Annotated in this window: 9 protein-coding genes and 1 pseudogene; 1 reads left to right on the top strand and 9 read right to left on the bottom strand. The window is 33.7% G+C overall.

What is annotated here, in order from left to right; translation table 11 throughout:
• Window positions 1-262: 262 nt before the first annotated feature.
• The 4 genes from HMPREF1208_RS01095 to HMPREF1208_RS01080 all read right to left on the bottom strand — a co-directional run bounded on the left by HMPREF1208_RS01095 (window position 263) and on the right by HMPREF1208_RS01080 (window position 6,784).
• Complete coding sequence (locus HMPREF1208_RS01095; RefSeq protein ID WP_016424490.1) at window positions 263-1,777, bottom strand: ABC transporter permease/substrate-binding protein; 1,515 nt, start codon at window positions 1,775-1,777, stop codon at window positions 263-265.
• Window positions 1,774-2,733 carry an ABC transporter ATP-binding protein gene (locus tag HMPREF1208_RS01090; RefSeq protein ID WP_016424489.1) on the bottom strand — a complete coding sequence of 320 codons (960 nt, stop codon included), beginning with the start codon at window positions 2,731-2,733 and terminating at the stop codon, window positions 1,774-1,776. The genes HMPREF1208_RS01095 and HMPREF1208_RS01090 overlap by 4 nt, the downstream gene beginning before the upstream one ends.
• 378 nt (window positions 2,734-3,111) lie before the next feature.
• On the bottom strand, window positions 3,112-4,893 hold the full coding sequence (gene recQ, locus HMPREF1208_RS01085; RefSeq protein ID WP_016424488.1) for a DNA helicase RecQ: 1,782 nt from the start codon (window positions 4,891-4,893) through the stop codon (window positions 3,112-3,114).
• 10 nt (window positions 4,894-4,903) lie between these two features.
• Window positions 4,904-6,784 carry an ABC-F family ATP-binding cassette domain-containing protein gene (locus tag HMPREF1208_RS01080; protein WP_016424487.1) on the bottom strand — a complete coding sequence of 627 codons (1,881 nt, stop codon included), beginning with the start codon at window positions 6,782-6,784 and terminating at the stop codon, window positions 4,904-4,906.
• Window positions 6,785-6,895: 111 nt separating this feature from the next.
• On the opposite strand from HMPREF1208_RS01080, the gene HMPREF1208_RS01075 reads away from it, so the two are divergent.
• Window positions 6,896-7,711, top strand: coding sequence for a ZIP family metal transporter (locus tag HMPREF1208_RS01075; RefSeq protein WP_037559058.1), 816 nt, complete (start codon window positions 6,896-6,898; stop codon window positions 7,709-7,711).
• A 515-nt stretch (window positions 7,712-8,226) separates the two neighbouring features.
• Here HMPREF1208_RS01075 and HMPREF1208_RS12615 read toward each other — a convergent pair.
• From HMPREF1208_RS12615 to HMPREF1208_RS01050, 5 genes and pseudogenes are all read right to left on the bottom strand, one after another.
• A pseudogene (locus HMPREF1208_RS12615) lies at window positions 8,227-9,285 on the bottom strand (IS3 family transposase).
• Between the two features lie 207 nt (window positions 9,286-9,492).
• Window positions 9,493-10,611, bottom strand: coding sequence for a DNA glycosylase AlkZ-like family protein (locus HMPREF1208_RS01065; protein WP_016424484.1), 1,119 nt, complete (start codon window positions 10,609-10,611; stop codon window positions 9,493-9,495).
• The gene (locus HMPREF1208_RS01060; RefSeq protein WP_016424483.1) at window positions 10,586-11,788 is read right to left on the bottom strand and encodes an MFS transporter; all 1,203 of its coding nucleotides are present in this window, start codon (window positions 11,786-11,788) and stop codon (window positions 10,586-10,588) included. The genes HMPREF1208_RS01065 and HMPREF1208_RS01060 overlap by 26 nt, the downstream gene beginning before the upstream one ends.
• A 4-nt stretch (window positions 11,789-11,792) precedes the next feature.
• Window positions 11,793-12,443 carry a hypothetical protein gene (locus HMPREF1208_RS01055; RefSeq protein ID WP_016424482.1) on the bottom strand — a complete coding sequence of 217 codons (651 nt, stop codon included), beginning with the start codon at window positions 12,441-12,443 and terminating at the stop codon, window positions 11,793-11,795.
• A gap of 46 nt (window positions 12,444-12,489) precedes the next feature.
• Window positions 12,490-13,479, bottom strand: coding sequence for a YncE family protein (locus HMPREF1208_RS01050; RefSeq protein WP_016424481.1), 990 nt, complete (start codon window positions 13,477-13,479; stop codon window positions 12,490-12,492).
• Window positions 13,480-13,729 lie beyond the last annotated feature (250 nt).

The raw sequence follows: 13,729 nt of genomic DNA, 5'->3' as shown, positions 1-13,729 counted from the left end.
TTTACTTTAAAATGCTAGAGTGTGTAGCCATCATCATCGATGGTCCTACTTGTTATAAAACATTTCATATACGCTACATATTAATTATAGTTAGGTTTCTAGTCATATTGCACGCTTTTTGATTAAAATCTAAAAAGACGGGATAGCAGGGTCATCTCTCTACAGAAGATTCACCGTTCTATCCCGTCTCAAAGCATTCAATGGCGTAAGTTATATTTGAAGTGCTTACGTTATTTTACATATATATCATTCGATATGCTTTTTAATGAATGAGTCCTTCTTTTTTCAAGTAGTCTTTTGCAACTTGATATGGATCTTCATCTTTTTCTGCAACACGATAATTCATTTCTTGCATTTCTTCATCAGAAATTTTACCTTGTAGTTTGTTTAATGCTTTCTCAACATCAGGATGCTTATCAATAAACGATTTTTTAAATAATGGTGCCCCTTGATAAGGAGGGAAAGCTTTTCGATCATCTTTCAATACGACCATATCAAATTGTTTTAATTCCGCATCCGTCGAGTATGCATCAATGAGATTAATGTCACCTTTCTCGACAGCTTGATAACGTAATTTAGGCTCCATCGTTTTCACATTTTTAAAATTCAAGTGATACAATTTTTTAATAGCTGGATAACCATCTTCACGATCATTAAATTCTAAAGTAAAACCTGGTTTAATTTCACTTTGCACTTTTCGTAAATCACTGACCGTCTTAATACCGTGTTGCTCTGCAAAATCACGTTTAACCGCAAGTGCATACGTATTGTTATATTTCATCGGTTTTAATAAAGTCATATCAAACTTTTTCTCAAGACTTTGATTGGCTTGTTGATACACTTCTTTTTCATTTTTTGAGTTTGGTGTTTCTTTCGTTAACTCACCTAACACCGTACCCGTGAATTCAAGATAACCATCGATTTTATCAGATTTAAGGGCATTGAATAAAAAGCTCGTTTTACCCATACCGTCTTTAACATCGACCGTGTAATCTGTTTGATCTTCAATCAATATTTTATACATATTTGTGATAATAGAAGGTTCTGTTCCGAGTTTACCGGCGATTGTAATCTTTTCACCTTTGTGAGACAACAACGGTGCCACTGTAACAAGGAACATCGCAAGTAAAATCACACCCAATGTGATTAACATTTTACGATAAGAAATGTGGCTCAGTATTCTTAAACCGACATCAAATAAAATAGCTAAAATCGCAGCTGGTATCGCACCAATTAAAATTAAAGACGTATTGTTACGATCAATCCCTAATAAGATTAAGTCCCCAAGGCCACCAGCACCAATCAAAGCAGCAAGTGTCGCAGTACCAATAATTAATACCATTGCTGTTCGAATCCCGGCCATAATGACAGGCATCGCTAAAGGCAACTCTACTTTAGTGAGTCGTCTCATAGGCTTCATACCAATCCCTTTAGCTGCTTCAACTAATGAATCGTCAACACCTGTTATCCCCGTATATGTATTACGTAAAATAGGTAATAAGGCATACACAACTAAAGCAATGACAGCCGGCACTGTTCCAATACCAAATAATGGAATCATCAAGCCCAGTAACGCTAGCGATGGAATCGTTTGTAATACAGCAGCGATATTAATGACAATTTCTGACAGTTTCTTTGTTTTTGTCAAAAGGATTCCAAGTGGCACACCAATAAGCACTGCAATGAGTAATGCAACAAAAGACAGTTGAATATGTTCAAGTAATCGAGCTAATAATTCCCCTTTTCGATCACTTAAAGTATTGAGGATGGTATTCATACAGATTCACCTGCCTGGTTTTTTGATAAGAAACTAAAAATATCTTGTCGTGACAATAACCAAGATTGTGCATCGACCGTAACAATAACTGCATCATGTGATACGAGTTCGCGATAGACGTCGCTGACCGCTTGATTATGATCGACAACCGGATAATCTAATGTTTCGTTCGTATCAAGCTTTCTTCCTGCAAGTTCGGCTACTTTTCCAAGTGTAAAATGATTTAATACCACACCGGTCAAGTTTCCTAAAAATTGGCGTACAAAATCGTTTTTAGGCGTTTTAATAAAGTCATTAGGTGTCCCAATTTGTTCAACACGTCCATGATTCAGTAAACATATCCGATCGCCTAATTTAAAAGCTTCTTCAATATCATGCGTCACAAACACAATAGTTTTCTTGATTTTACTTTGTAAGCTTAAAAGGTCATCTTGCAATTTTTCACGTGTAATCGGGTCTAAAGCACTGAAAGGTTCATCCATTAAAATGACAGGCGGGTCTGCTGCTAGTGCACGCACGACACCGACACGTTGACGTTGACCGCCAGACAACTCGTCAGGCTTACGATTTTTAAATTGTTCAGGTTCTAAACCTACCATTGTCAATAACTCATCGACACGCGCATCAATTTTTGATTTAGACCAATCTTTCATTAAAGGCACTTGCGCAATATTGTCACGGATTGTCATATGTGGAAACAGCGCAATTTGCTGTAACACATACCCCATATCCCAGCGCATCTCATACACAGAATAGTCACTAATAGGTCTTTCTTTAAAGTAAATATAGCCGTCTGATAAGGGGATAAGACGGTTAATCATTTTCATCGTTGTCGTTTTGCCCGATCCTGATGGTCCAATTAAAACGAAAAATTCGCCTTCTTGAATCTCCATATCGACTTGATCAACAACGACTTTATCACCGTAACGTTTCGTTACATTATTAAACTTAATCATTGAATCCCTCGTTCTCTATTTTATTGATTTTCATTTATATAGCTCAATTACCCCAAACTTTGAAACTTATACTTATTAAATCATAATTCATTGAAAAAATAACTCAATTTGCCTCTAATTTTTAATCGAGCTTAATCTATAAAATAATACGTTACAAGTAGCATTCAATTTTATATAAACTGTTTCTTTTAACGCCATTATGTATATCAATAATCTAATCCATTTTATCGCAGGCGATGATCAAAATTTTTAATTGTCTTTACAAAAACATTGTCTCAAAAAAGCAATAAAAAACAACACAGACTGCATTGTCTGTGCTGCTTTATTTTCTACTGCTACAACGACCTATCCTTTAATATAGTCACTCCGACGTATTATTTATGAACTATGCATTTTATAATCTTGAATAGCTGTTAAAAATTCAGGACAGTAGTGTTTTAATTTATAACTACCTACACCTTCAATTTGAATCATATCTTGCTTTGAAAGTGGCTTTCGTTTCGCAAACGCTTCTAATGTATAATCCGTAAAAATATTCGTCGGTGGAATATTCATTTTTTCGCTCATATGTTGACGTACTTCAACTAATTTTTCAAATAAAATACGGTCAACACCTTCGACAGTATTAATATTAACAGTTTCTTTTGATTTTCGTTTGAAAGGTGTCGTATAAATTTTCGTTTCGTCATACAATAACGTCTCGACAGATTGATCACACAACAAAATTTCATCGTGTTCATTTAAAAAACCTTTAAAGCGTAACTCGTCAATTAAATGATGTAATTCACCTGTCGTATAATGTTTCATGATGCCATATGTGGAAAGTGTCTCATACGCGTGATGACGTATGTAGTCTGTCTTTTCACCACGCAATACTTGAATCACTGTTTGATAACTTTCATTTTGTCTTAAACGTGCAACACAACTGACAATCATTTTAGCTTCATTTGTCATGTCATACGTTTTATTTTTATCTACACAGTTACTACATTGTTGACATTCTTCTAATTTTTCATTGGGCTCAAAATAATGAACGAGTGTAGCTTCTAAACACTTACTTGTTTTAGTATATTGGATCATCTTCGTAAGCTTTTCACCCATGCGTTCCTTATAATCATCATCCGCTTTTGAACTACTAATAAAATACTGATGTAAACTGATATCACGATCACTATACAATAATATACAATCACTTTCTAAACCATCTCGTCCTGCACGTCCCGCTTCTTGATAATATGATTCCAAATCACCCGGCATATTGTAATGAATAACGTAACGAACGTTGGATTTATCAATCCCCATACCAAAGGCATTTGTGGCGATGACGACGCGAATACGATCGTACAAAAAATCATTTTGTGCTTCGTTTCTTTGGTTAGATGTCAGCCCTGCATGATAATAAGTTGCAGCGACACCGACATCTTCAAGTGCTTCATAAAGCGCCTCTACTTGTTTACGGGTAGAGCAATAAATAATGCCTGAAACTTTCGCATGACTTTTAACATAATCAACAATAAACTTTTGTCTTTGATAAGTCGCATTGACTTGAAATTTTAAATTACGACGTCTAATACTCGTTTTTACGACATGATTAGGGTGAATCATCAAGCGCGACATAATATCTTGTTGTACTTCCGTCGTAGCAGTCGCAGTAAGTGCTATAATCGCAAAATGTTGAGGCATAGCTAGGACCCGTTGAATGACCGCTTGATAACTTGGACGAAAATCATGGCCCCATTTCGATATACAGTGTGCTTCATCAAATGCGACAAGCGCAATATTGACACGGCGCAACAGCATTTCAAAATACGTACTCTCGAATCGCTCTGGTGCGACATACAAAAATTTTAATTCACCATCGACTAATTGTTGCTCGATTTCTTTTTGGGCTTGTGCAGTTAAACTACTATTTAAATAAGCCGCTGCAATGCCCATCGCTTTCAATTGATCGACCTGATCTTTCATTAATGAAATTAACGGGCTGATTACAATTGTTGTACCTTCTAACATCAGTCCTGGCACTTGATAACAAATTGATTTACCACCCCCAGTAGGTAAAACACCTAATGTGTGATGATGATTTAAAATCAATTCAATAATTTCTTTTTGACCAGGACGAAAACTCTGGTATCCAAAATAATGCGACAGTGTTTGCTCCATATTATCCCTCTTACTGTTCTAAAATTTCTTCTAGTTCACTCCATCTCGTGATGTCTAAATCATATTGCGTCTCAAGCGCTTCTTTTTCTTCACTCAATGCTTTGATTTTGGAATAATCTGCGTTGGCTTCAATCATCTCTTCGTCAATGGCTTTGAGACGTGTTTCTGTTTCATCAATTCTAACGATTAACATGTCGTATTCTCTTTTTTCTTTATATGATAATCCTTTTTTCTTTTTCTTCGGTTGTTCTTTTGGCGTATCTTTCGAATCTTTCACTTGTGTTGATGCTTCAACGTATTGTTTCTGATAAGCAAGATAGTCCTCAAATTGTCCTAATATCACATCAAATTGCCCGTCATGAATATACCAATAACAATCGACGACTTTATTTAAAAAGTAACGGTCATGGCTTACGGTAATGACTGTTCCACCAAAAGTTTGAATATAGTCTTCAAGGATCGTCAATGTTTCAGTATCTAAGTCATTCGTCGGTTCATCTAATAATAGAACATTCGGTTGATGAACTAACAATTTAAGTAAATATAAGCGCTTCTGTTCTCCACCAGACAGTTTATATACTTTTTTACCATGAGTCGCACTCGGAAAGAGAAAACGCTCCAACAACTGTGTAATCGAAATGGTTGTGCCATCCTTTTGACGGGCTAATTCACTCTCTTCTCGCAGAAAATCAATCATACGAATATCTCGATTTAAACGCTCATCTGTTTGTTTAAAGTAAGCAATTTTAACCGTTTGACCCACTTTAACGACACCCTCATATGCGGTGTCTTCTCCTGCTAAAATATTCAATAATGTTGTTTTACCAGCGCCATTCGGTCCAACAATACCAATTTGTGCCCCTTTTTGAATCAATGTTGTAATATTTTCAAATAACGTGCGTTGATTGATTGCTTTCGTTACATTTTCTAGTTCAAAAACTTGTTTACCTAAGCGTGAATAAGCAAGACCTAGTGATCCTTTTTCCTGTGATTTTTGCGCATTGACTTGCTTTTCTAAATCATGGAACCGATCTTGTCTCGCTTGTTGTTTCGTCGTTCTCGCCTTAACGCCCGCACGCATCCACGCAAGTTCTTGTTTGTATAGGGCACGTTGCTTGGTTTGTTGGCGTGCTTCGATTTCTTCTCGTTCTGCACGCATCGCGATATAGGCCTCATAATTACCCGGATACGTTTCTAGCTGACCATTCTTCAGTTCTACAATGCGCGTCGCCACTTCGTTTAAAAAGTAGCGGTCATGCGTCACAAAGACAACTGTTTTCGGGTAAGATTTTACAAACTGAATAAGCCAATGGATAGATTCAAAGTCTAAATGATTGGTCGGCTCATCTAAAAGCAGTAAATCTGGTTTTTCAATTAATGTACGTGCTAAAATAACGCGCTTTTGTTGGCCCCCTGACAAAGATCCGAGTTGCCGCGTTGTATCATGAATACCTAATCTAGAAAGTATCGTTTTAATTTCAGCACTGTAATCCCATGCACCTAAATTGTCCATTTCTGTTTGCGCTGCCATCATTGCATCAAAAGCTTGGTCACTTTGTACTTCAGCATAAGTTGCAGTGGCTTCTTCATAACGCTTAATAACTTGTAACTCTTTAGAGTTTGCACCATATACTGTTTCGTACACTGTCATCTCGGGATTTAAATCATGATTTTGTGCAGCATAGCGAATGCGATAATTTTTAGGATGCGACTGTTCGGCATCAAAGTCATCGTCTTTACCTGCAATCACCTTTAATAACGAACTCTTCCCTGTCCCATTAATTCCTACTAATCCAATTCGTTCTTGATGAGAAATGGATAGATGAAGGTCATCAAATATCACTTTATCCGCATACGATTTATTGAGGTGTTCAATTTTATACGCTTCCACAACACATGCACCCTTTTTCTTATAGATTTACTCGTATTTATTTGTTAACCTTAAATCAGTTCTATATATTATACACTTTTTTTGGAACAAATGATATAAAGAGAGGTGTGCTTGGTGGAATATATTTCAAATGCACCGCCCTTTCTTCAAGCACTCATTGCAGGTATCGTGACTTGGCTTTTAACTGCATTAGGGGCTGCAGTGGTATTTATTTTTAAAAAGGTCAATACACGTGTACTGAGTTCAATGCAAGGTTTCGCAGCCGGTATTATGATTGCTGCGAGTTTTTGGTCACTTTTGCAGCCTGCTATTGAAAGCAGTGCTGACAGTGCGACGCCGTGGTTACCTGCGACGATTGGCTTTCTTCTAGGGGGCGTATTTATCCGTTCTTTAGATGGGGTCATCCCGCATATCCATCGCAATGCAAAAGAAGCGTCACAAAGACAAGAGGGTGTCAAGACGCACTTAGATAAAAACACATTGCTATTACTCGCGATTACTTTGCACAACATACCAGAGGGGCTTGCGATTGGGGTTGCGTTCGGCGGTATTGCAACTGGAAATGCACATGCAACATGGCTTGGCGCTTTAGGGTTGGCAATAGGGATCGGCATACAAAATATTCCTGAGGGTGCCGCATTGTCACTTCCTATACACGCATCAGGTCAAACAAAGTGGCGCGCTTTTAATTACGGGCAAGCTTCAGCGCTCGTCGAACCGATTTTTGCAGCAATAGGTGCTGCAGCTGTTTTGGTCGTGACGCCAATATTACCATATGCATTGGCATTTGCAGCAGGCGCAATGATTTTTGTCGTTGTTGAAGAACTGATTCCAGATTCACAATCTGGGGATAATACAGACCTCGCAACTTTGAGTTTGATGCTTGGTTTTACCATAATGATGATACTCGATGTTGCATTAGGCTAATAGGAAAATCAATTATAAGAATTGCTATTAATTTGGATATTTAGCTTATTACATCTTACATTGCCTGGTTTATAGTTCAGTACTCAACGGTTCTATTTAAATGTTTCCTGAAATTTGAGATTTTTTTAAGAATATCCAGTAATAGATGAGTATGATTTGGCATTATATACCCTTCTATAATCTTTATAATTGATATTTACACATTCATTTTTTATCGCTTTATTAGACGTAACAAATCCCTGCTTTCGTTATTAATTTGGCTTGAACACCTTAATTATAACGTTAAGCAGGGCTCTTTTAGAATAACTCTGATTGACCGCTCACATAGCAAGTAGTTTATTGTTTAACACTGTTATCGTACCCAACTGACTGAAGTCATTAAAAATAATATTTCGAAGTAACTTTGGATTTATGTCAAGAATACGGACACAGAAAAAGAGAATTCTACCGCGCTTCGCTTGCTAGCCTAGCCCATCATGTACTTTTAAAAATCAAAAAGTACATTCTGAGCTAGGTTATTTTGTTGCGTATTTCTTCTCAAATGCAATGGGAGTCATATAATTCAACGTTGAATGTACGCTTTTAGAATTGTAAAAAGTAAGGATATATTCCACAATGCTAAACATCGCTTCATTCCTAGTTTTATAGTTCTGATGATGTATCAATTCCTTTTTGATGATACTATGAAAAGATTCTATACATGCGTTGTCGTAACAGTTTCCTTTACGACTCATACTGCTCTAAATCCCTTTTTCACGTAGTAAATTTTGATACTCTATTGAGGCATATTGACTTCCTTGATTTGAGTGATGGATTAGGCCTTCTCTAGGTTCTTGAATTGTATACGCTTTGTTTAAAGCTGACATCACAAATTCTTTTGTCATACGTGATGTCAGCCACCCAAACGCTGCCAGGTTGTGATACTTTAAACTGTTGGTTCAATAAATTGGGGTATACAGGAAGATGATGCTTTAAATGGGTCGTTGCCTTGTATTTCTTTTTTGTGATAGACCTTATACCGAGTTCCTTCATCATTCTACTGACAGTTCTTTGAGTTACAGTATGTCCGTGACGCCTTAGTATTTGTGTGATTTTGGGGCTTCCGTATCGTTTTTGACTTTTAATATAGATTTGATAAATATACTTCTTCAAACCTTCACGCTTCACTGTACGCGTACTTGGCTTGCGATTTTTCCAATCATAATAACCACTTCTCGAAACACCTAGTACTTGGCACATCTTTACGACACGAAATTCATGTCGGTGTTCATAGATAAACTTATATATTACTTCTGGTCTTTGGCAAAGATGTGCATAGCCTTTTTTAAGATTTTATTTTCTTCCTCTAAGTCTCTTAATCGCTTTTCTAAATCTGCTTCTACTTGTGTATTTGACGTACGTTTACCGCTACCAACAAAACCTTTTTCACCGTCTTTACGGTATATACTCAGCCATCTTGTTAAGGTTTGAATAGGAATATCTAAATCTCTCGAAACTTCTGAGGCACGTCTCCCTGATTCTACTCATTGAATTGCTTCCATTTTAAAGCTATAATCGTATTTTCTTCTCGCCATCACTGACACTCCTATAAATTGATTTTTTTTACTATACATTAAATTCCTATCAACTTACTGTGTCCGTTTCTTAGTCTCGCATCACTTCTTCTCTTGAACAATATATATAACTATCATCATTAGGACATAGTTCATAATGATTCAAAATACTACAAGGAATGCATAATTTATATTTATATTCTTCTATATCAAAAATAAACCACCTGCTTAATAATTTAATCTAGTAATTTTTTTAGCACCTACTTTTTTAGCATAATATTCTAAAAGACAAAACACTTTTTTTTCTATTTTTCTATTTCTATATGCTTGTAGGATATTTAATGATAAAACTATTAATTCATTCTCCTCTCTATTGTAATTTAAATCTATAGTGCCTATTAAATTATTTTCTATTAAAATTGGCAAAGCATAATAGCCATTTTTCCTCTTTTTTTTAGGAATATAAGACTCTAATCTATATTCAAAAGAAAAAAGTTTTTTTAATCGTGTTCTATTATAAATTAAATTATCAAAAGGAGATAAAAACACATTTTTAGATACTATTTCACTACTTTGATTATTAAAACACTCAATATCTTTGTTAAGTATATAATGCTTTTCAGCTTCATTAAACAAAGCATTCACTTCATTTAACTTCTCTAATTCACTTAAAACCTCTTGAACGTCGTTAATTTTCACTTTCCATTCAAATGCTATTTCCTTAGCTGTTAATACACCTAATCCTTCAAGAGAACACAACACATAATATTTTAAAGATTCCTTATAGCTATACGAATTATCTATAGTTTCTTTTTTATATAGATACCTTTGAAAATTCTTATCTCTTAAAACTCCTATCTGTCCCGTTCTAAATAAAAAATCTGTTAAATCTTGTATTTTGCCTTTTTTCCACCCTTTAGACTTATTATACTTATAGATGTTAGTTAATTCTTTAAACGATAATAGCGTATTTTCTGAAATAGACTCTAATATCTTTTCCATTAAATCAAAATCGTCTGTGTTATAAGACCTTTTATATTTTTCATAGAAGCTAGCCTGCCTCCAAAAATGTTTATTATCATCTTGCATATTATTTATAGTTAGCGCTCTACTATAATTTTCACTTATTTTAAATTTTTCATAACATTTTAATAAATCTTCTTGCTCATAACTTTTAATTCTATTTACAAAATACAAATCTTGGGTCTTAAGAAAAACGTTAATACTATCTAACTGAACTATACCTATATTATCAAGAGCATCATATATATCAGTAAAATAATTACCTTTATTTAACTTCTGTTTGAATATACTAAAATTTTTAATTTGTTTGTTTGATATTTGCATAAACACCTCTGATTATAATCGAAAAAGCAACAATTGTTATTAAAATTGTTGATAAAATAACAATAGTATACTTAACACCTAGTACATTAACTATAAAACCTGATAAAGCCAATCCCAAAGGATAGCCTGCTGTACTAAAAGAATAAAATAAAGAAAATATTTCCCCTTGATTTTGCTCAGGTATATTTTCTTGTATATAAGTCTTAGAAAATATCATTGCTGGAACAGAAATAATGCCAAATAATAATGCTAGCAAAAGAAAGAAAAATTCATTATTAGATATACCTATAGCAAAAAATATTACTCCATGCGCTATGATAGAAAAATCAATGATCTTTCTATTACTTCTAACTTTTAACTTAGAAATAATAACACTTCCTACAACTATGCCTAAAGACAAAAGAGATGAAAATAAAGAAAATATTATTGGACTATCACCAATTTCACTCTTAATAAATATAGGTATCACAACCGGATATACCCCCCATATAAATAGATTCCAAAATGAGTTATTTATTAACAATGATAAAACACTAGTTTCTTTTAAAATTTTTTTCAAAGAATAATTTTTTGAAATATCTTTTTGAGCTATGTCACTAAGTTTTTTATTATCCAATTTATTTATAAGTTTTAAAAATAGAAATAATGAAATTAAAAATGTAATTGCATTCACTATAAAACCAATACTATTATAATGAAAATTCAAGAAAATCCCTGAAATAATCGGCCCTAGAATAAGCGCTATATCAAATTGGATATAATGAATACTATTAGCGGATATTAACTCATTTTTATTAACAACTTTAGGTATTAAAATATTTGATAATATATCATTAGCTGATGAAAACGTACCCGAAATAAAGAGTAAAATGAATACTATATATACATTATTATCGTATAATAATATTGGTATTATAAAAAACACTATAGCTCTTGATAAAAACGATATATATGTAATTATTTTTATATTTTTATCAATTAGTCTCCCAATTAATGGAGAAAATAGAATTGCAGGTACTTCTAAACAAAGTAATGCGATGGCAATATAAATAGGTTGATTAGTTATAGAATATATCAACCAAACTAAAAATAAATTAGCCATGGCATCTCCTAGATTTGAAATAAAACTACCACTAATTAAACTCAAAAAATTCTTTTGTTTTAAAATTGAAATCATTATACTAACCTCGCAGGTATTCTACATTTAACTTATAATCCAATTTAACGACATATATTCGACACAATAAATCGCCTTTATTTATTTTATGTTCAACTATAGGTTCTATTGCTATAGATAATCCCAAACCAGTGTCATTCATCTCTTTTAATTTTTTTTCATTTAAAATACCAGGATGAATTCTAAATCTTGATTCTCCTTCAATTGGTTGTATTAATATTGAATAGCCTTCTGGGATCTCTATTCCCCATCCTAACCTCCATTCTAAACTACCTTGCCCATTAGGTATAAACACAGGATGCCAACTTCCATTGCTGAAATATTGATATAACCTAAACCAATTTGAATTTCGAATACCGATATATATTTTTTCTCTTTTTATCCAAAAAGTAGTTTCAGTAAACTCTGATAGTTTGTTTAATTCCATCTCATCATTTACGCTAACTTGAGTTTCTACCAATGGTTCACACGTAATATCAAATGGTGCCAAGACTTCTAAAGATGTCTCTATAGCTAACTTATACGGCCAACACTTTCCTTTAACTCTTTCTTGAGAAAGCCATCTTAATCCTTCGTATTGATTTGAAAGATTTCCAGTAGCTCCTTTTTTTGGTAATTCAGTCCATTTAAAAAGTTCTAGTATATTTATATTCATACTATTAATCTCCTCAAAACTATAAAAAAGGGAGTATCCCCCTTTTTTATACCGTTGTACTATTGTTAGTTTCATAAGTATTAATAAGTGTTTCTGAACTTGGTTCATATATAGATACACTACAAGGTCCTAATCCTGTTTTAACATATCCCTTTCTTTCTAACGTTTTCAGGTCTACTACAGATAAACCGTCGCCATCTTGATTATATTTACTAATCATAGTTCGTTTAAAAGCTGAAACATATAGAGTTTCGCTTTCCTCATCAATTTTTAATCCTCTAGGTGTAGGACCAACATCAATATGTTTTATTTCTTCATTTTTATTTATATCAATTGCACTTACTGAATTCGAAGCTTCACAACTTACATATACAAGGTTTTTATAAGGATCAGCTATAACAGCTCTTGGTCCATAGCCTACGGGTATTTCAGTAATCAATGTCTTTTTATGCAAATCAATAACACTTACAGAATGCCTATGAGTATTTGCTGTATAGACATTATAGTTTTTGTGTGTAAATGCGTGATATGGTTTAGCATTTTCGCCTAATTCAACTATTGAACTAATTTTTGAATCTAAAATATTCTCACCTAATTCAATAATATAAATACTATCTGAACCAGAGCAAGGTACACTTAAATATTTCCCATCTGAAGATACAGATAAAAATCTAGGGTTCTCGCCAACCTTAATACGTGAAATTTCCTGATCATTTTCAGTTGAAACAATAGAAACATCGCTTGATCCCGAATTAGAAACATATATAATTTCTTTGTTAGGATCGACACATACCCCCCTAGGAGCCAGTCCTACTTTGATTTTGCTATCTTCTTTGTTATTTGTAAGGTCTATTTTTGAAATTGTATCACCTGCGCAATTACAAACGTAACCATAAGGCAAGCTTTTGTGTAAAGCCATACTACCTCTAGGACTCCCTCCTACAGGAATCCTAGTTAATTCGCTCTCCTGCTTACTACTAATTACAGAAATGTCATTTGAATCAGTATTAGTTACATAAATAAACTTTTCTTTCATGAAAACACCTCCATTTTTATACTTTAATTAATATACTAAAAATTCTGAAAAGTCAACTAAATATACAAAAATAGTAATTATTCATATAAAATGTCCTTATTCGAATTTTTTATTAATATACGTATCTGTCATTGCTATGGGTTGTCTTGCAAAATTAAATTCATAATATAATTTGTTCATATCCTTGATATAGTAGCTACCAGCAACGGAAAAACTATTCTAACAACTCATTAAATACAATAATTCGTTA

The organism is Staphylococcus sp. HGB0015, assembly GCF_000411275.1.
GTDB classification, from domain to species: domain Bacteria; phylum Bacillota; class Bacilli; order Staphylococcales; family Staphylococcaceae; genus Staphylococcus; species Staphylococcus schleiferi.
The sequence above is the reverse complement of the archived record's forward strand: the minus strand, read 5'-3'. Positions and strand labels throughout refer to the sequence as shown.

What these genes read in the sequence shown, in the direction of transcription:
- HMPREF1208_RS01095 (WP_016424490.1), bottom strand. Translation starts at nt 1,777, where the DNA reads ATGAATACCATCCTCAATACTTTAAGTGATCGAAAAGGGGAATTATTA.
- HMPREF1208_RS01090 (WP_016424489.1), bottom strand. Translation starts at nt 2,733, where the DNA reads ATGATTAAGTTTAATAATGTAACGAAACGTTACGGTGATAAAGTCGTT.
- recQ (WP_016424488.1), bottom strand. Translation starts at nt 4,893, where the DNA reads ATGGAGCAAACACTGTCGCATTATTTTGGATACCAGAGTTTTCGTCCT.
- HMPREF1208_RS01065 (WP_016424484.1), bottom strand. Translation starts at nt 10,611, where the DNA reads ATGCAAATATCAAACAAACAAATTAAAAATTTTAGTATATTCAAACAG.
- HMPREF1208_RS01060 (WP_016424483.1), bottom strand. Translation starts at nt 11,788, where the DNA reads ATGATTTCAATTTTAAAACAAAAGAATTTTTTGAGTTTAATTAGTGGT.
- HMPREF1208_RS01055 (WP_016424482.1), bottom strand. Translation starts at nt 12,443, where the DNA reads ATGAATATAAATATACTAGAACTTTTTAAATGGACTGAATTACCAAAA.
- HMPREF1208_RS01050 (WP_016424481.1), bottom strand. Translation starts at nt 13,479, where the DNA reads ATGAAAGAAAAGTTTATTTATGTAACTAATACTGATTCAAATGACATT.